The organism is Leclercia sp. LSNIH8 (genome assembly GCF_002920195.1).
Taxonomy (GTDB): Bacteria; Pseudomonadota; Gammaproteobacteria; order Enterobacterales; family Enterobacteriaceae; genus Enterobacter.
Genome location: NZ_PQJY01000004.1, coordinates 71,553 through 90,545 on the forward strand (window position 1 = coordinate 71,553; position 18,993 = coordinate 90,545).

The following is an 18,993-nucleotide window of genomic DNA, read 5'->3' on the forward strand; positions in this document are numbered from 1 at the left end:
CCACTTATCGACTACGCTTTTCTCTCAAGCCTCTGAAAAAGGCGGCAAAATCATGAGGAAAGCGGAATGACTATTTTAAAGGGGATTGTTAGCTCAACGGCGCTGATGGCGGCGTTGAGCCTGCCATTACAGGCGGCGGAGCCGGTAAAGGTCGGGTCGAAAATTGATACGGAAGGGGCGCTGCTGGGCAACATTATTTTGCAGGTGCTGGAGAGCCACGGCGTCAAAACCGTCAATAAAGTGCAGCTTGGCACTACCCCGGTAGTGCGTGGCGCCATCACCTCCGGCGAACTGGATATCTACCCGGAATACACCGGCAACGGGGCCTTCTTCTTTAAAGACGAAAACGACCCGGCGTGGAAAAATGCAAAGGATGGCTACGAGAAAGTGAAAAAACTCGATGCCGAACAGAACAAGCTAATCTGGCTGACCCCGGCTCCGGCGAATAACACCTGGACCATCGCGGTACGCAAGGATGTGGCGGAGAAAGGCAAACTCACTTCCCTTGAGGATCTCAGCCGCTATTTGAAAGAGAAGGGTGATTTTAAACTTGCCGCCTCAGCCGAGTTTATCGAACGCCCGGATGCCCTGCCTGCCTTTGAAAAAGCCTATGACTTCAAGCTCGATCAGAGCCAGCTGCTGTCGCTGGCGGGTGGTGATACTGCTGTCACCATCAAAGCGGCTGCCCAGCAAACCTCGGGCGTGAATGCGGCGATGGCCTATGGTACCGACGGCCCGGTAGCGGCGCTGGGCCTGCAAACCCTGACCGATCCGAAAGGCGTTCAGCCGATCTATGCCCCGACGCCGGTGGTGCGCGAAGCGGTGCTGAAGGCCTACCCGGAGCTGGACGCCTGGCTGAAGCCGGTATTTGAAACGCTGGATGAGAAAACCCTGCAACAGCTGAACGCCAGCATTGCAGTCGAAGGGCTGGATGCCAAAAAAGTGGCGGCAGATTACCTGAAGCAAAAAGGGCTGGTGAAATAACCCGCCGCAGGACTGTGCTGTGCCGATAAGATGTCATAACCGCGTGCTGCTGCTGATGGCTCTCATTGCCCTCGCAGCAGGAGCGCTACCCTTTGTGAATTTCGCCCCGAACCGGCTGGTGTCCGGGGAAGGGCGCGCCGTCTGGCAGGTGTGGGCGTTCTCGCCTGCGCTGCTGCTTATTGTGCCGGGCCTATTGCTGGGACTCTCGCTGATGCGTGGGCGCTGGGCAGTGGTGGCGACGCTTGTGGTGTGCGAGCTGCTGTTCGCCGCGCTGGTCTGGAGCGCGGGGCTTGCCGCCACGCATCTTGCCAGCAGCGAAAGTCCGCTGGCGCGCACTGCCGTGGGCAGCGGCCTGTGGCTCTGGCTGGCGCTCTGCCTGCTCGCCTGCAGCGATGCCATTCGTCGGCTTAGTCTGTCGCCGCTCTGGCGCTGGCTGCTACAGGCGCAAATCTGGATCCTGCCGTTGCTGCTGCTGTTCAGCGGCGAACTCAACGCCCTCTCGCTGATGAAAGAGTACGCCAACCGGCAGGATGTCTTTAACGATGCCGGGCAGCAGCACCTCACGCTGCTGCTGGGCACTCTCATCCCGGCCCTGCTCATTGGCGTGCCGCTGGGGCTGCTTTGTTATCGCCGTCCGGCCTCCCAGGGGCCGGTGTTTGCGGTGCTCAATATCATTCAGACTATCCCCTCAGTCGCATTGTTCGGTCTGCTGATTGCCCCCCTTGCCGGGCTGACCCGCGCCTGGCCGTGGCTGTCGTCGCTGGGCATTGCCGGAACCGGCATGACGCCCGCGCTGATCGCCCTGGTGCTCTATGCCCTGTTGCCGCTGGCGCGCGGGGTGCTGGCGGGGCTCAGCCAGGTGCCCGCCGAGGTGCTGGAGAGCGCCGACGCGATGGGGATGAACAGCCGCCAGCGCTTCTGGCAGATCCAGCTCCCGCTGGCCCTGCCGGTGCTGCTGCGCGGCCTGCGCGTAGTGGCGGTGCAGACCGTGGGGATGGCGGTGATAGCGGCCTTAATTGGCGCCGGAGGATTCGGCGCGCTGGTGTTCCAGGGGCTGCTGAGCAGCGCCCTGGATCTGGTGCTGCTGGGCGTTATACCCACCATCGTGCTGGCGGTGGTGGTTGATGCGCTGTTTGCGCTGTGGATCGCCCTGCTGCAAAGGAGAACCGATGATTGAATTTGATGATGTAAGTAAAACCTTTGCCGGCGAGCCCGCGGTCAGCAATCTGGATCTGACCTTTGCCGAAGGGGCCTTCACGGTGCTGGTGGGTACTTCGGGTTCGGGCAAATCGACCACCCTGAAGATGATCAACCGACTGGTGGAGCACGACAGCGGTCTGATCCGCTTTGCCGGGCAGGAGATCCGCAGCCTGCCGGTGCTGGAGCTGCGTCGGCGGATGGGGTATGCCATTCAGTCCATCGGTCTCTTCCCGCACTGGACGGTGGCGCGCAATATCGCCACCGTGCCGCAGCTGCAAAAATGGCCGCGGCAACAGATTGACGATCGGGTGGATGAGCTGATGGCGCTGCTGGGGCTGGATCCCGCCCTGCGTGAGCGCTATCCGCACCAGCTCTCAGGCGGGCAGCAGCAGCGGGTCGGTGTGGCGCGGGCGCTGGCCGCGAACCCGGAGGTGCTGCTGATGGATGAACCTTTTGGCGCCCTTGACCCGGTCACCCGTAGCGCGTTGCAGCTGGAGATGACCCACATCCATCGCATTCTGGGGCGGACCATAGTTCTGGTAACTCACGATATCGACGAGGCGCTCCGGCTGGCAGACCACCTGGTGCTGATGGACAGCGGCAGAGTGGTGCAGCAGGGGACGCCGCTGGCGCTGCTGACCCGACCGGCGAATGGATTTGTGCGCGAGTTTTTTGGCCGCAGCGAACTGGGCGTACGCCTGCTGTCGCTGCGCACGGTCGGCGAGTCGATGCGCCCGGAAATCACCTCGGGCGAGTCCAGCCCGCTGCGGGCCTCCATGAGCCTGAGGGATGCGCTCTCGGCGTTTGTCAGTCAGGGCTGTGAACGTCTGCCGGTGGTGGACGACCAGGAAAAGCCGTGCGGCACGCTCTGGTTTCGCGATCTGCTGGCACGGGAGGCGTCGTGAGGCTATTACGCGATCCACTTCTGTGGCTGGTGGCGCTGTTTGTGGCGCTCCTGTTCCTGATGCCCTACAGCGCGCCGCTCTTCAGCGCGCTGTTCCCGGAGCTGCCGCGCCCGGTCTACCAGCAGGAGAGCTTCGTTAGCCTGACGCTCGCCCACTTCTGGCTGGTCGGCATCTCCAGTATTTTTGCCATCGTGGTGGGTGCAGGCGCCGGGATTGCCGTAACGCGACCGGCGGGCCGGGAGTTTCGCCCGCTGGTGGAGACCATCGCCGCCGTCGGGCAGACCTTCCCGCCCGTGGCGGTGCTGGCTATTGCGGTACCGGTGATGGGCTTTGGTCAGCAGCCGGCGATTATCGCGCTGATCCTCTATGGGGTGCTGCCGATTTTACAGGCGACGCTGGCGGGGCTGGCGGCAGTGCCCGCGGCGGCCATCAGCGTAGCCGAAGGAATGGGGATGAGTGGCTGGCAGCGCCTGCGCAACGTCGAGCTGCCGCTGGCCGCGCCGGTAATGCTGGCGGGGATCCGCACCTCGGTGATTGTGAATATCGGTACCGCGGCCATCGCCTCAACGGTGGGGGCAAATACGCTGGGGACGCCGATTATTATCGGCTTAAGCGGCTTTAATACCGCCTATATTATCCAGGGTGCGCTGCTGGTGGCACTGGCGGCGATTGTGGTCGATCGCGCCTTTGAACGGCTGGCGCGAAGCCTCAGCCGACACCACCACGGACAATAAACGAATAACCTGCCAGCATCACGCCCCCAATACCGCTGACGGCCATGAGAAAGAAGAGGGTGATAACCGCGACTTTGGTTGCCTTCATAATGTGCTCCTGATGTTAACAGGGCGATTATACGGTGAAGCGCGGGTGTTAATGAACCATTAATTGCCTTTCAGCGGGAAGACGGGATAGCCGTGCGCCTGCCACTGGGTCAGCTGCTGCTCCTGTGCCGCCGTCGGTGACTCTCCGCACCAGACCAGCAGGGTCTGTCCGTCAAACAGCTCCGGGCGCAGCTGTGGCAGCGAATGCGCCAGCACATCGACGCGCCAGCCCTGCTGCGCCGCAATCCACGCCTCCAGCCACAGGCGTGTGGTATCGTGCACGTTCCAGCCCACTACCAGCGCATCCTTGCTGTTCTTCTTTCGCGCCGTAGCCAGACAAATGCAAATGTAGTTGATAAGCACCCCGTCCAGCGCGCTCAGCAGCGCCTGGAGCGTAGGCTGCTGGGATTGCAGACGCCTGCGTAACGGGATGAACAGTTGGTTAATTAAGGTTTGCGCAGGGTATTCACAGCCTTGCTCCTTGATCCAGATACGCAGGCGGTGCAAATGGCCGCACTGCAGATAACGCAGCAGCACCTCCTGCTGTTCGCGCCAGATATCCTGCACCTCCTGACCTTCCGGGCTCAATAGCGTTTTGACCTTCCCGACCTGCACGCCGTTATCGATCCAGCCTTTGATCTCACGGATGCGGTCGATATCCGCATCCGTAAACAGCCGATGGCCGCCGTCGGTTCGCTGCGGTTTCAGTAATCCATATCGTCGTTGCCATGCCCGTAACGTCACAGGATTGATATCACACAGGAGTGCCACTTCTCCTATCGTGTAGAGCGCCATGTTTTCCCCCGGCTTGCGGATGCCCAGATTAACTGTAGACGGAGAATCCCGAACCAGGAAGTTTCGCTCTTTTTTTGCACAAATAATGCGAATATCAGATTATGTTCGGCTAAAGGTGTGATGGCTAACACGAAAACACATTTTCGTCCTTTGACTGCAAAGAAAGTTATTGCGCTTCGGTGTATGTTACGCGCTTTCAGAATTTGCGGTTTGTGAGTATGTACGAATTTAATCTGGTGTTGCTGCTGCTTCAGCAGATGTGTGTGTTTCTGGTCATCGCGTGGTTGATGAGTAAAACACGCCTGTTCATCCCTCTGATGCAGGTCACCGTTCGTCTGCCGCACAAGCTGCTCTGCTACGTTACCTTCTCTATCTTCTGCATTCTCGGCACCTATCTGGGCCTGCATATCGAAGACTCCATTGCCAACACCCGTGCGATTGGCGCGGTGATGGGCGGCCTGCTCGGCGGCCCGGTTGTCGGCGGACTGGTGGGGCTGACCGGGGGGCTGCACCGCTACTCAATGGGCGGCATGACGGCGCTGAGCTGTATGATCTCGACCATTGTCGAAGGGCTGCTTGGCGGCCTCGTCCACAGTGTGATGATCCGCCGCGGTCGCCCGGATAAAGTCTTCAGCCCCCTTACCGCAGGCGCGATAACCCTGGTGGCCGAGCTGGTGCAGATGCTGATCATTTTGCTCATTGCCCGTCCCTTCGAAGATGCCCTGCATCTGGTGGGCAGCATTGCCGCGCCGATGATGGTCACCAACACCGTAGGCGCCGCGCTGTTTATGCGCATTCTGCTCGATAAGCGGGCCATGTTTGAAAAGTACACCTCGGCCTTTTCGGCAACGGCGCTCAATGTCGCGGCCTCGACGGAGGGGATCCTGCGTCAGGGCTTTAACGAAGAGAACAGCATGAAGGTGGCGCAGGTGCTCCATCAGGCGCTGGATATCAGCGCGGTCGCCATTACCGATCGCGAAAAACTGCTGGCCTTTACCGGCACCGGGGACGACCACCACCTGCCAGGCAGACCGATTTCGTCTGCATATACGCTTCGCGCCATCGAGACCGGTGAGGTAGTCTACGCCGACGGAAACGAAGTGCCGTACCGCTGCTCACTGCATCCGCAGTGCAAGCTGGGCTCGACGCTGGTGATCCCGCTGCGCGGCGAAAACCAGCGGGTGATGGGCACCATTAAACTGTATGAAGCGAAAAACCGCCTGTTCAGCTCCATCAACCGTACATTGGGGGAGGGGATCGCCCAGCTGCTCTCGGCGCAGATCCTCGCCGGGCAGTATGAGCGGCAGAAGGCGTTGCTGACCCAGTCGGAGATCAAGCTCCTGCATGCGCAGGTGAACCCGCATTTTCTGTTTAACGCCCTCAACACCCTGAAGGCAGTGATCCGTCGGGACAGCGAGCAGGCAACGCAGCTGGTGCAATTTCTCTCGACCTTTTTCCGTAAGAATCTGAAGCGGCCGTCGGAAATTGTCACCCTCGCGGATGAAATAGAGCATGTGAATGCCTATCTGCAAATCGAGCAGGCTCGCTTCCAGTCGCGTCTGCAGGTGACGCTGTCGGTGCCGGATGAGCTGGCCTGGCAGCAGCTGCCAGCCTTTACCCTGCAGCCGATTGTCGAAAACGCCATCAAGCATGGCACCTCCCAGCTGCTGGGTATCGGTGAGATAACCATCACTGCCAGCCGCTTTAACCGCTATCTGGTGCTGAATATAGAAGACAACGCCGGGCTCTACAGCGGTGCAAAAGAGGGGGGAGGCCTGGGAATGGGGCTGGTGGACAAACGCCTGCGCGCCCATTTTGGCGAGAACTGCGGCATTACCGTTACCTGTGAGCCCGATAGCTTTACCCGTATAACCTTACGACTGCCTCTGGAGGAACACGCATGTTGAATGTGCTGATTGTCGATGACGAGCCTTTAGCGCGAGAAAACCTGCGATTTTTGCTGCAGGAGCACAGCGATATAGAGATTGTCGGCGAGTGCGCTAACGCCATTGAAGCCATTAGTGCCGTGCACAAGCTGCGTCCCGATGTGCTGTTTCTGGATATCCAGATGCCGCGCATCAGCGGCCTGGAGATGGTGGGCATGCTCGACCCGGAACATCGTCCCTACATTGTCTTTCTCACCGCCTTTGATGAGTACGCGGTAAAAGCGTTCGAAGAGCACGCCTTTGACTATCTGCTGAAACCCATCGAAGAGCCGCGGCTGGAAAAAACCCTCAACCGTCTGCGCCAGGAGCGCAACGTGCAGGACGTATCACTGCTGGCGGAACACCAGCAGCCGCTGAAGTTTATCCCCTGTACCGGCCACAGCCGGATCTATCTGCTGCAGATGGAGGATGTGGCCTTTGTCAGTAGCCGGATGAGCGGGGTGTTTGTCACCAGCCACGAAGGCAAAGAGGGCTTTACCGAGCTGACGCTGCGCACCCTGGAGAGCCGTACGCCGCTGCTGCGCTGTCATCGCCAGTACCTGGTGAATATGGCCCATCTGAAAGAGATCCGCCTTGAAGAGAACGGCCAGGCGGAACTGGTGCTGCGTGCCGGACAGACGGTGCCGGTCAGCCGTCGCTACCTGAAAAGTTTGAAAGAGGCGATAGGGCTGTAAAACTGCTACACTGCGCGCCATTGCATCATCGACACTCGAAGGCTCTATGCTCAGTAATGATATTCTTCGTAGCCTGCGCTACACCCTGAAAGCCAATAACAACGACATGGTGCGCATTCTTGCGCTTGCCGACATGGAATCCACCTCGGCCGGGTTCGACACCTGGATGACCAAAGAGGACGAGGAGGGGTTTGTTCGCTGCCCGGACATCATCCTCTCCGGTTTTCTGAACGGCCTTATCTACCACAAGCGTGGCAGAGATGAATCTGCGCCTGAGCTGTCGCTGGAGCGTCGTGTAAACAACAACACGGTGCTGAAGAAACTGCGCATCGCCTTTTCGCTGAAAACCGACGATATTCTGGCCATTATGACCGAACAAAAGTTCCGCGTCTCAATGCCGGAAATCACCGCCATGATGCGCGCGCCGGACCATAAAAATTACCGCGAGTGTGGGGATCAGTTCCTGCGCTACTTCCTGCGTGGGCTCACCAACCGGGTGCATGCCGCGAAGCCGTAATGTTGCCCGACGGCGCTGTGCTTGCACGGGCCTACGGGTTATGTAGGCCGGGTAAGGCGAAGCCGCCACCCGGCAAAAGGGTATAAAAAAAGCCGGAGATTAACTCCGGCTTTTTTATTTATTTCACCTGATGACCAGGCAGCGCCCCGCTGTCCGGGCTTAACAGGAAGATATCTTTCCCGCCAGGACCTGCGGCCATCACCATCCCCTCAGAGATGCCGAAGCGCATTTTGCGCGGCGCGAGGTTCGCCACCATCACCGTGTGGCGACCAATCAGCACCTGCGGATCCGGGTAGGCGGAACGAATGCCGGAGAAGACGTTGCGCTTCTCGCCGCCCAGATCGAGGGTCAGGCGCAGCAGCTTGTCGGAGCCTTCCACAAATTCCGCGTTTTCAATCAGCGCAACGCGCATATCGACTTTGGCGAAATCATCGAAACTGATGGTCTCCTGAATCGGATTGTCTGCCAGCGGGCCGGTAACCGGCGCGGCTGCGGCTTTCACCTCTTCTTTCGACGCTTCAACCAGGGCTTCAACCTGCTTCATCTCGATGCGGTTGTAGAGCGCCTTGAAGGCGTTCAGCTTATGGCCGAGCAGCGGCTGATTGATGCTGTCCCAGCTCAGTTCGGTGTTCAGGAACGCTTCGGTACGCGCGGCCAGCTGCGGCAGAACAGGCTTGAGGTAAGACATCAGCACGCGGAACAGGTTGATCCCCATGGAGCAGATAGCCTGCAGGTCAGCGTCGCGGCCTTCCTGTTTGGCAACTACCCACGGTGCCTGCTCGTCAACGTAGCGGTTAGCGAGGTCGGCCAGGGCCATGATCTCACGCACCGCTTTACCAAACTCGCGGCTCTCCCACGCTTCGCCAATTACGGCAGCCGCGTCGGTGAAGGTTTTGTACAGCTCAGGATCCGCCAGTTCCGCCGCCATCACGCCGTCGAAACGCTTGGCGATAAAGCCGGCGTTACGGGAAGCCAGGTTGACCACTTTGTTCACGATGTCAGCATTAACACGCTGGACGAAATCTTCCAGGTTCAGGTCGATATCGTCGATACGGGAAGAGAGCTTCGCCGCGTAGTAGTAGCGCAGGCTGTCGGCATCAAAGTGGTTCAGCCAGGTGCTGGCCTTAATGAAGGTGCCGCGGGATTTGGACATCTTCGCGCCGTTTACAGTCACATAGCCGTGGACGAACAGGTTGGTTGGCTTGCGGAAACCGCTGCCTTCCAGCATGGCAGGCCAGAACAGGCTGTGGAAGTAAACGATGTCTTTGCCGATGAAGTGATAGAGCTCGGCGGTGGAATCTTTCTTCCAGTATTCGTCGAAGCTGGTGGTATCGCCGCGCTTGTCGCACAGGTTCTTGAAGGAGCCCATGTAGCCGATAGGCGCATCCAGCCAGACGTAGAAGTATTTGCCCGGTGCGTTCGGGATTTCGAAGCCGAAGTATGGCGCATCGCGGGAGATATCCCACTGCTGCAGGCCGGATTCAAACCACTCCTGCATCTTGTTCGCCACCTGCTCCTGCAGCGCGCCGCTGCGGGTCCACGCCTGCAGCATTTCGCTGAACGACGGCAGGTCGAAGAAGAAGTGTTCGGAATCACGCATCTCTGGCGTCGCGCCGGAAACCACGGACTTCGGCTCAATCAGCTCGGTTGGGCTGTAGGTTGCGCCGCACACTTCGCAGTTATCGCCATACTGGTCCGGAGACTTACATTTCGGGCAGGTGCCTTTCACGAAACGGTCCGGCAGGAACATGCCTTTTTCTGGATCGTAGAGCTGAGAGATGGTGCGGTTTTTGATAAAACCATTCTCTTTCAGACGGGTATAGATCAGCTCCGACAGCTCACGGTTTTCGTCGCTGTGCGTGGAGTGATAGTTGTCATAGCTGATGTCGAAGCCAGCAAAATCGGTCTGATGCTCCTGACTCATTTCGGCAATCATCTGCTCCGGGGAGATACCCAGCTGCTGCGCTTTCAGCATGATTGGCGTGCCGTGAGCGTCGTCTGCACAGATGAAGTTTACCTCGTGGCCGCGCATTCGCTGGTAACGGACCCAGACATCAGCCTGGATATGCTCCAGCATGTGGCCGAGGTGGATGGAGCCGTTAGCGTACGGCAGAGCGCACGTTACCAGAATTTTTTTCGCGACTTGAGTCATAGTAGGTATTACTTCTTTTAGCTGTGAAAAGGGTTTTTGATGTTACCCGAAAGGGAATAACTACGCCAAGTGATAAGGGCATTAATCCATAAATGAATAATTGTTACCTCTGGGGTAAACTTGGTAATTACATCTCTTTTTCAGAACAACTACAAAGGAGTCGGGATGAGTTCTCAATCCCAGGCCAAATCACCGGAAGCCTTGCGCGCAATGGTTGCCGGGACGCTGGCTAATTTTCAGCACCCCACCCTGAAGCACAATCTCACCACGCTGAAAGCGTTACATCACGTGGCGTGGCTGGATGATACCCTGCATGTCGAACTGCATATGCCGTTCGTCTGGAGCCATGCGTTCGAGACGCTGAAGGAGCAAACCAGCGCCGAACTGCTGCGCATCACCGGGGCGAAGGCCATCGACTGGAAATTGACCCATACCATCGCCACCCTGAAACGGGTGAAGAACCATCCGGGCATCAATGGTGTGAAAAACATCATCGCGATCAGCTCCGGCAAGGGCGGGGTGGGTAAATCCTCTACTGCCGTGAACCTGGCGCTGGCGCTGGCCGCCGAAGGGGCGAAGGTCGGTATCCTGGATGCCGATATCTATGGTCCGTCAATTCCGAACATGCTGGGCGCGGAAAATCAGCGTCCGACCTCCCCGGATGGCACCCACATGGCGCCAATTATGGCTTACGGTCTGGCGACCAACTCCATTGGCTATCTGGTCACCGACGATAACGCCATGGTGTGGCGCGGGCCGATGGCCAGCAAAGCGCTGATGCAGATGTTGCAGGAGACCATGTGGCCGGATCTCGATTATCTGGTGCTGGATATGCCGCCGGGCACCGGTGACATTCAGCTGACCCTGGCGCAGAACATCCCGGTTACCGGTGCGGTGGTCGTCACCACTCCACAGGACATCGCGCTGATTGATGCCAAAAAAGGCATTGTGATGTTCGAGAAGGTAGAGGTGCCGGTGCTGGGTATCGTTGAAAACATGAGCATGCATATCTGCAGCAACTGCGGTCACCATGAAGCCATCTTCGGTACCGGCGGGGCAGAAAAACTGGCTGCGCAGTATCATACCCAGCTGCTGGGGCAGATGCCGCTGCACATTACGCTGCGTGAAGATCTGGATAGCGGCAAGCCGACCGTCGTCAACCGTCCTGAAAGTGAGTTTGCTGAGATGTATCGTCAGCTGGCAAACCGCGTTGCCGCACAGCTTTACTGGCAGGGTGAGGTGATCCCGGGCGATATCGCGTTCCGCGCGGTGTAAGGCTTTGTCGGGGGCGCTTTGCTTGCGCGGGCCTACAAGTTAGGGTAGGCCGGGTAAGCGAAGCGTCACCCGGCGCAATAAGCGATTAACGGTGGTAGAAGATATCGCCGTTATACGCTTTGTAGATCTTACCGTCAGTATCGCCTACCAACACGTAGTTCTCGCCCATGTAAGTCCAGTGGGTCCCCGCATCCGGTTCAGGCAGGTTACGCAGCTTATACTGCTTGATGGTGTACTCAGGTGTCAGGTACTGCGCCGGGGCGAAATCACCAATCTTGTATTTCGTAAAATCGGCTACAAATTCCTGTTCCTCATAGGCCTGGATGCCAGAGGGGGCCGCTGTGGCTTGTGGCGCAGCAAATGCCGTGCTCGCCAGTGATATCAATACGCCCAGAAGTAGAATTTTACCTTTAGTCATTTTATCTCCAGATTTACCGTGGCCATTACTCTTGTTCTGCCGTTTCGTGGCTGAGCAACAGATAGTCTATTTTATGTTTTGCCGGTTGGCTAAGTGCGTTAAAAATGTAACAAATCAACACATCCTTACGTTGCTCTGGCCAGACTTAATTATTTATATAGTGAATTCATTTCCTAATTTAAATTTATATTATTTATTTTTGTATTTATAAATTCCGAAAATGACGCGTTCGGACATAATAGCCGTTAATGTACTATGTTAATTTTTTTGTGAAGTGTTTATGATGCTTTTTAATTAATTTGTGTTGTTTTGGTTTTCCTCTTTTCAAAGATATCACCAGACAATCTCCAGTACAGCTAGTGTTTTTTTATTAGGTTGTTTCCTTGTAACTCTTTGATCGCAAGTAAAATTTTAAGTTAAGTGATGTGGCAAATTTAATGGGAGCTACAGGGAAATTGATGGGCATTTAACGGAATATATTAGAGTATCTCTTATTAATGACAACACCACTCCGCTCCAGTGTAAGTATTTTTTGCGCATTATTATTAACAGGCTGCACCATTACGCCCGGTCAACATATAAACACTTCTGGGAAAAATAATATTGCAGTTAGCGACAATCCATATGATTTAAATAAGAAAATGGATGTCTGGCCATTAACGCCTTCAGTGATTGAACAGCTTCGAACAAGCCAGGTGAAATCTCAGGCAAATCCGAGTCTGGATGAACAATTAAAGCGCTGGGAGTACCGTATAGGCCCCGGAGATGTGTTGATGATCACCGTCTGGGATCACCCCGAGCTCACTACCCCTGCCGGGCAATACCGTAGCGCAAGCGACACCGGAAACTGGGTCGGCGCAGACGGAACGCTCTTTTATCCCTACGTCGGCAAGCTGCACGTTGCCGGAAAAACGCTCGCCCAGGTGCGCGAAGAGATCACCGCCCGACTGGACAGGGTGATTGAAAGCCCGTAGGTCGATGTCAGTATCGCGGCGTTTCGTTCGCAAAAAGCCTATGTCACTGGCGAAGTGGTGAAGTCAGGGCAGCAGCCAATTACCAATATCCCTCTGACCATTATGGATGCGATCAACGCGGCGGGTGGCCTCTCGACGGATGCAGACTGGCGAAATGTCGTGTTGACGCATAAGGGTAAGGATACCCGGATTTCTCTCTATGCACTGATGCAGCACGGAGACCTGACGCAAAACAGGCTGCTGTGGCCGGGCGATATTCTGTTCGTACCACGCAATGATGCCCTGAAAGTTTTTGTCATGGGTGAAGTGGTGAAACAGAGCACCCTCAAGATGGATCGCAGCGGCATGACGCTGGCAGAAGCCCTGGCGAACGCGGGTGGCCTGAACCAGAGCATGGCCGATGCCACCGGCATCTTCGTCATTCGCTCCAACGGCAAGAACAGCCAGGACGGCAAAATCGCGCGTATCTACCAACTCAATGCCCGCGACGCGTCTGCGATGGTGCTTGGCACTGAATTTCAGCTTCAGCCCTACGATATCGTCTATGTCACCACCGCGCCTGTTTCACGCTGGAACAGAGTATTGACGCAACTGGTGCCGACGATCAGCGGTGTGCATGATCTGACCGAAACTGTGCGCTTTATTAAATCGTGGCCTGAATAATGATCCGATCCATTCTGGTGATTTGTACGGGAAATGTTTGCCGTTCCCCGATTGGAGAGCGTCTGTTACAGCAACAGTTACCCTCGTTAACCATCGCATCAGCAGGTATTCGCGGTCTTGCCGGGTACCCGGCGGATCGTTATGCGCAAAAAGTCGCTGCCATGCATGGCCTGTCCCTGGCGGATCATGTGGCCCGCCCGCTGACGGCAGCGATGATGCGTGAATACGATCTGCTCCTGGCCATGGAGTCACAGCAAATAAACCGGATCTCGCTTATCGCGCCTGAGGCGCGTGGCAAAGCCTTGCTGTTTGGGCAATGGCTGAGGGAACAAGAGATCCCCGATCCGTACGGCAAAAGCATGGAAGCTTTTGAATATGTTTTTCGCCTGCTTGGCGAAGCAAGCCAGGAATGGGCCAACCGACTTACCGTTAAGGGATTACGTACATGCCGTCGAACATTGTAAATACCCAGGGTCATGCTGACAGTCATCATGAGCTTGATCTGGCGCGTCTTCTGGGAGAGTTAATCGATCATCGCGTTGCTATTCTCGGCATTACGCTAATTTTTGTGCTTCTGGGAACGTTTTATGCACTCTTTGCATCACCGGTCTATCTCGCCGATGCGATGGTACAAATAGAAGATAAGCAGCAGAACAGCATTCTTAAAACCTTAGATCAGCTGACACCGACGCTTTCATCAGATTCCAGCGCCGAAATTCAGATACTGAAATCGCGAATGATCCTGGGTAAAACGGTGGAGGCGCTGCGCTTACGCGATGAAATAACCCAGGTTCGCCTGCCGCTGATAGGCAAAGCATGGGCGAAGCTTACCGGTCAACCCGCCGCTACGCTGATTCTGGATAATTTGACGATCCCTGAAATTCCAGGCAAGCCGATGATACTGACCCTGACCGCCGAAGATAACGGACGTTTTCTGCTGCAAGGAGAGGGCATCAGTGCGCGCGGCACGGTAGGTACCCCCGTGCAGCATGCCGGGGTGAGCATTACCGTTCGCGAATTGTCGGCACCGCCTGGCACACAATTCAAGGTTCGGCAACGTGGGCAACTGGAGGTGATCAATGCCCTGAGCCGTCAGTTTAGCGTGACCGAGCAGGGTAAAGAGAGCGGGATCCTGATGCTGAGTCTGACTGGCCACGATCCTGTGCAGATCAAAAGCACGCTCAATCATATTATGCACAACTATCTGCAGCAGAATATTGCCCGCCAGGCCGCCCAGGACTCACAGAGCCTCGACTTTCTGCAACGCCAGCTACCGCTGGTGCAGCAAGAGCTGGAGCAGGCCGAGGAGCGTCTCAATGCCTATCGTAAACAGCGTGACTCGGTGGATTTAACCCTGGAAGCCAAGTCAGTGCTGGAACAGATTGTTAACGTTGACAATCAGCTCAACGAGCTCACTTTCCGCGAGGCGGAGGTTTCTCAGCACTTTAAAAAGGACCATCCAACCTATCGGGCGCTGCGTGAAAAGCGGCAGACTTTAGAAAGCGAACGTGAACGACTGAACAAGCGTGTGGAGACGATGCCGTCTACGCAGCAGCAGGTTTTGCGCCTGAGCCGCGACGTGGATACCAATCGGGCGGTTTATCTTCAGCTTCTGACCCGTCAGCAGGAGCTCAATATCTCCCGTTCCAGCACGATTGGCAATGCGCGCATTATCGACTCGGCAGCCACGCACCCTGAGCCTATCAAGCCGCGCAAGGCGACAATTGTGGCGTTCATGACCCTGTTCGGATTCTTCCTCTCGTCAGGGTGCGTACTGGCGAAAGCGGCGCTACGACGCGGCATAAACGCTCCGGAACAGCTTGAAAAAGAGGGCATTAATGTTTATGCCACCTTGCCCCATTCGGTCTGGCTGCATAATAAAACCCGGGCGGGCGGCCGCTATTTCTTCAACTACTCCAGGCGGCATAAAATCAAAGATGTGCCATTCTTACCCGTCGACAGGCCGCTGGATAATTTTGTAGAAGCAGTGCGCGGGTTACGCACCAGCCTGCACTTTGCGATGATGGATGCCGCAAATAATATTCTCATGTTCAGCGGCCCGACTCAGGACTGCGGTAAAACACTGGTCAGTACCTCACTGGCGGCGCTGGTGACGCAGGTCGATAAACGGGTGCTGTTTATCGATGCTGATATGCGTAAAGGCTACGTGCATAACATCTTTGGGTTGCGCAATGACGCCGGTTTATCGGATGTGCTGTCAGGCAAAGTGACCTTCCAGGCGGCGATTCAGACTTACACCAGCGGACAGTTTGATGTTGTGACCTGCGGGCAGTATCCGCCTAATCCCGCTGAGCTGCTATCGCACGATCGTCTTCGTGAATTTATGGCCTGGGCCAGCGAACGGTACGACATAGTGATTGTCGACGCGCCGCCGGTTCTGGCGGTCACCGATGCTGCGTTGGTAGGTCAGATCGCCGCCTCTACCCTGCTGGTGGCCCGGTTTAACGTGACCAGCGTTCGCGAGATGGAGGTCAGCCAGCATCGTTTACAGCAGATGGGGGTCAACATCAAAGGGGCGATTCTGAACGACGTCGTGAAATCGGCAGCCAGCTATTATGCTTCCGGTTATGATGCTTATGGCTATTCTGCCGGGCAGCACGGAAACGAGAAGAGTAAAGCGAGATAACGAAAGAGAGAGACCCGGCAGCGAGCGCTGCCGGGGGACAACTTACTTAGCCAGCAGCTCGTTCGCCGTGCGTTCCACCAGTGACAGCAGGACTTTAACATCCTCCAGGGTCACAATTGGGTTCAGCAGGGTCAGCTTCAGGCAGGTGACACCGTTATGCTCGGTAACACCCACGTTAGCGCGGCCTGATTCCAGCAGAGCATCGCCAATCTTCTGGTTGAGCAGCGCGATGGCCGCGTCATCCAGCTGATGCTCCGGACGGAAACGGAACAGAACGCTCGCCAGCTGCGGCGGCATGACCAGTTCCAGTCGCGGCTGCTCAGTGACATACGCCGCAACCTGTTGGGCCATGGTGACACCGTGATCGATGATCTCAGCGTATTTCTTCTCGCCCAACGCTTCCAGGCTCATCCACAGCTTCAGCGCGTCAAAACGACGGGTGGTCTGCAGGGATTTGGACACCAGGTTTGGTACGCCAGCCTCTTCGTCGAACTCAGAGTTCAGGTACGCCGCCTGATAGCGCATCAGCTCATAGTGACGCGCCTCTTTCAGCAGGAACGCGCCGCAGCTGATGGTCTGGAAGAACTGCTTGTGGAAGTCCAGAGTAACGGAATCCACCAGCTCGATGCCGTCGAGGTAATCGCGATACTTCTCGGACATCAGCAGCGCGCCGCCCCATGCCGCATCGACGTGAACCCAGATATTCTGCTTCGCCGCCAGCTCTGCAATAGCACGCAGCGGATCGATAGCGCCCGCATCGGTGGTGCCTGCGGTGGCAACGATCGCCAGAATCTGTTCGCCGTTGGCATTGCACTGCTCAATTTTCGCGGCCAGATCGGTCAGATCCATGCGCGAACATTCGTCAGTTTTTACCTGGATAACGGACTGGTAGCCGAGGCCCATCAGCGCCATGTTCTTCTGCACGGAGAAGTGCGCGCTCTCGGAGCACAGCACCCGGATCTTACGCAGATCGCCCACCAGACCATCCTGCTGGACGGAGTGGCCCTGACGCGCAAAGAAGGCATCGCGCGCCAGCATCAGACCCATCATGTTGCTCTGGGTGCCGCCGCTGGTGAAGACCCCAGCGTCGCCCGCCTGATAACCCAGGCGGGTACGCAGCCACTCGATCAGTTTTATCTCGATAATGGTCGCGGACGGGCTCTGATCCCAGGAGTCCATGCTCTGGTTAGTGGCGTTGATCATCACTTCCGCCGCCTGGCTTACCACCAGGCTCGGGCAGTGGAGATGCGCTACACACTGCGGATGATGCACCGCCAGGCTGTCTTTCAGGAAATATTCAACGGCACGCTCAATAGCGGTTTCGTTGCCCAGCCCTTCCGGACTGAATTCCAGGTTGATACGTTCGCGCAGCTCGGCGACCGTTTTACCCTGGTACATTTCCGGCTGTTTCAGCCACTGCATGACCGCCTGGGTGCTCTGCTCGATCGCCTGCTGGTAGGCTTCGATGCTTTGCGCCGAGGACGACAAAATCGGGTTTAAATCTGACATTCTATCCATTGTCTCCGGTTAAACTGGGCGAACGCCCGCAGCAAGCAGCGCCTGCTCAAATTTGTCCAGGAACACATTCAGCTCCTGATCGCTGATCAGCAGGGAAGGCAGCAGACGCACAACGTTACCGTTACGGCCGCCACGCTCCAGAATCAGGCCCGCTTCGAAGCACTTCTTCTGGATCAGCGCAGAGAGCTCGCCGTCGCCCGGGAAGCAGCCCATATGGTCGGCAGCTTCGTGCGGTTTGACGATCTCAATACCGATCATCATGCCCAGACCGCGCACGTGACCGATAACCGGATAGCGTTTCTGCAGCTCAACCAGCTTCGCTTTCAGCCACTCGCCCTGGGCGGCAACTTTATCGGCGATGTTCTGCTCTTTGAGGATCTGCAGGGTGGTGAGGCCGGTAGCCATCGCCAGCTGGTTGCCACGGAAAGTACCGGTATGGTGACCCGGAGACCAGGCATCGAACTGCTTTTTGATACCCAGAACGGCCAGCGGCAGACCGCCGCCTACAGCTTTCGACATCACCACGATGTCTGGCTGAATACCTGCGTGTTCGAAGGCGAAGAATTTACCGGTACGGGCAAAACCAGCCTGAACTTCGTCGAGGATCAGCAGAATGCCGTGTTCTTCGGTCACTTTACGGATGCGCTGCAGCCATTCAACCGGCGCCGGGTTCACACCGCCTTCGCCCTGGACAGCTTCCAGGATCACGGCAGCAGGTTTACGCACGCCGCTTTCCACGTCGTTGATCAGGTTTTCGAAGTAGTAGGCCAGCGCTTTCACGCCCGCTTCACCACCGATACCCAGCGGGCAGCGGTACTGGTGTGGGTAAGGCATGAACTGAACTTCAGGCATCATGCCGTCAACCGCTTCTTTCGGAGAGAGGTTGCCGGTCACGGACAGTGCGCCGTGGGTCATGCCGTGATAAGCACCGGAGAAGCTGATAATGCCGCTACGGCCAGTCACTTTTTTCGCCAGCTTCAGCGCGGCTTCAACGGCGTCTGCACCGGATGGGCCGGTAAACTGCAGGCAGTACTCTTTACCCTGACCTGGCAGCAAGGAGAGCAGGTATTCTGAGAACGCATCTTTTAACGGCGTCGTCAGATCCAGGGTATGTAACGGCAAGCCGCTGGTAATGACACTTTGAATGCTTTTCAGCACATCAGGATGGTTATGACCCAGCGCCAGCGTTCCCGCACCGGCCAGGCAATCAAGATACTCTTTATTATCCGCATCGGTGATCCACACCCCTTCCGCCTTGGTAATAGCTAAAGGCAGTTTGCGCGGATAACTCCTGACATTGGATTCCATTTCGGCCTGACGGGCCAGATAGGTTTCGTTGGTTTTGAAAGAAGAAGCATTCAAAGTATCAATACGGACTTTATCCGTCATCATATCACTCCTACAACCGCAGCTCAGCACGTGGCTCCGATTGAATAATTAATGAAAAAAATGAGAAGGGCCTCAAAAAACGCGGCCAATATAGAGCCTTTTTGCCCGGGGCTCA

Annotated in this window: 16 protein-coding genes and 1 pseudogene; 11 read left to right on the top strand and 6 right to left on the bottom strand. The window is 56.7% G+C overall.

The genetic code is table 11. From position 1 onward, the window contains the following. The first annotated feature begins 66 nt into the window (after positions 1-66). Genes osmF through C3406_RS12365 form a run of 4 tightly spaced genes read left to right on the top strand, consistent with a single transcriptional unit; the run spans position 67 to position 3,823 of the window. Entirely contained in the window at positions 67-984 is a 918-nt protein-coding gene (osmF, locus tag C3406_RS12350; RefSeq protein ID WP_103825035.1) for a glycine betaine ABC transporter substrate-binding protein OsmF, read from the top strand. Between the two features lie 19 nt (positions 985-1,003). After that, complete coding sequence (locus C3406_RS12355) at positions 1,004-2,161, top strand: ABC transporter permease (RefSeq protein WP_103825036.1); 1,158 nt, start codon at positions 1,004-1,006, stop codon at positions 2,159-2,161. Next, a complete protein-coding gene (locus tag C3406_RS12360; protein ID WP_103825037.1) occupies positions 2,154-3,089 on the top strand; it encodes an ABC transporter ATP-binding protein in 936 nt (311 codons plus the stop codon). Before C3406_RS12355 ends, C3406_RS12360 begins: the two co-directional genes overlap by 8 nt. Next, the gene (locus C3406_RS12365) at positions 3,086-3,823 is read left to right on the top strand and encodes an ABC transporter permease (protein WP_103825038.1); all 738 of its coding nucleotides are present in this window, start codon (positions 3,086-3,088) and stop codon (positions 3,821-3,823) included. Before C3406_RS12360 ends, C3406_RS12365 begins: the two co-directional genes overlap by 4 nt. On the opposite strand, the gene C3406_RS12370 is transcribed toward C3406_RS12365, so the two are convergent. Then, on the bottom strand, positions 3,798-3,911 hold the full coding sequence (locus tag C3406_RS12370) for a protein YohO (RefSeq protein ID WP_072036698.1): 114 nt from the start codon (positions 3,909-3,911) through the stop codon (positions 3,798-3,800). The genes C3406_RS12365 and C3406_RS12370 overlap by 26 nt on opposite strands. Positions 3,912-3,970: 59 nt before the next feature. Further along, positions 3,971-4,705: an HTH-type transcriptional regulator MlrA gene (gene mlrA, locus C3406_RS12375; RefSeq protein WP_103825039.1), complete on the bottom strand. Its 735-nt coding sequence runs from the start codon at positions 4,703-4,705 to the stop codon at positions 3,971-3,973. Positions 4,706-4,923: 218 nt separating this feature from the next. Here mlrA and C3406_RS12380 point away from each other — a divergent pair, with 218 nt between their 5' ends. From C3406_RS12380 to C3406_RS12390, 3 genes are read left to right on the top strand one after another with little or no spacing between them, the layout of a single operon-like run. Continuing rightward, positions 4,924-6,612 (top strand): sensor histidine kinase, encoded by a 1,689-nt coding sequence (locus C3406_RS12380; protein WP_103825040.1) that lies wholly within the window; start codon positions 4,924-4,926, stop codon positions 6,610-6,612. Continuing rightward, a complete protein-coding gene (gene btsR, locus C3406_RS12385; protein ID WP_103180279.1) occupies positions 6,606-7,325 on the top strand; it encodes a two-component system response regulator BtsR in 720 nt (239 codons plus the stop codon). Before C3406_RS12380 ends, btsR begins: the two co-directional genes overlap by 7 nt. 46 nt (positions 7,326-7,371) lie before the next feature. Then, positions 7,372-7,842: a YehS family protein gene (locus tag C3406_RS12390; RefSeq protein ID WP_103825041.1), complete on the top strand. Its 471-nt coding sequence runs from the start codon at positions 7,372-7,374 to the stop codon at positions 7,840-7,842. Positions 7,843-7,960: 118 nt separating this feature from the next. Here the strand turns inward: C3406_RS12390 and metG are convergent, their stop codons facing one another. Next, on the bottom strand, positions 7,961-9,994 hold the full coding sequence (gene metG, locus C3406_RS12395; protein WP_103825042.1) for a methionine--tRNA ligase: 2,034 nt from the start codon (positions 9,992-9,994) through the stop codon (positions 7,961-7,963). 165 nt (positions 9,995-10,159) lie between these two features. Here metG and apbC point away from each other — a divergent pair, with 165 nt between their 5' ends. Continuing rightward, positions 10,160-11,269, top strand: coding sequence for an iron-sulfur cluster carrier protein ApbC (apbC, locus tag C3406_RS12400; RefSeq protein WP_103825043.1), 1,110 nt, complete (start codon positions 10,160-10,162; stop codon positions 11,267-11,269). A gap of 85 nt (positions 11,270-11,354) precedes the next feature. Here the strand turns inward: apbC and C3406_RS12405 are convergent, their stop codons facing one another. Beyond that, on the bottom strand, positions 11,355-11,687 hold the full coding sequence (locus C3406_RS12405; protein ID WP_103825044.1) for an RcnB family protein: 333 nt from the start codon (positions 11,685-11,687) through the stop codon (positions 11,355-11,357). A gap of 497 nt (positions 11,688-12,184) precedes the next feature. Between C3406_RS12405 and C3406_RS12410 the strand changes: the two are divergent. The 3 genes and pseudogenes from C3406_RS12410 to C3406_RS12420 all read left to right on the top strand — a co-directional run bounded on the left by C3406_RS12410 (position 12,185) and on the right by C3406_RS12420 (position 15,971). Further along, positions 12,185-13,324, top strand: a pseudogene (locus tag C3406_RS12410) (polysaccharide export protein). Further along, the gene (locus tag C3406_RS12415) at positions 13,324-13,788 is read left to right on the top strand and encodes an arsenate reductase/protein-tyrosine-phosphatase family protein (RefSeq protein WP_103825045.1); all 465 of its coding nucleotides are present in this window, start codon (positions 13,324-13,326) and stop codon (positions 13,786-13,788) included. Before C3406_RS12410 ends, C3406_RS12415 begins: the two are co-directional and overlap by 1 nt. Then, a complete protein-coding gene (locus tag C3406_RS12420; RefSeq protein WP_103825046.1) occupies positions 13,770-15,971 on the top strand; it encodes a polysaccharide biosynthesis tyrosine autokinase in 2,202 nt (733 codons plus the stop codon). The genes C3406_RS12415 and C3406_RS12420 overlap by 19 nt, the downstream gene beginning before the upstream one ends. Before the next feature lie 42 nt (positions 15,972-16,013). Here C3406_RS12420 and C3406_RS12425 read toward each other — a convergent pair whose 3' ends face one another. Further along, positions 16,014-17,480: a pyridoxal phosphate-dependent decarboxylase family protein gene (locus tag C3406_RS12425; protein ID WP_103825047.1), complete on the bottom strand. Its 1,467-nt coding sequence runs from the start codon at positions 17,478-17,480 to the stop codon at positions 16,014-16,016. A gap of 18 nt (positions 17,481-17,498) precedes the next feature. After that, positions 17,499-18,881 carry a diaminobutyrate--2-oxoglutarate transaminase gene (locus tag C3406_RS12430; protein WP_103825048.1) on the bottom strand — a complete coding sequence of 461 codons (1,383 nt, stop codon included), beginning with the start codon at positions 18,879-18,881 and terminating at the stop codon, positions 17,499-17,501. Positions 18,882-18,993 lie beyond the last annotated feature (112 nt).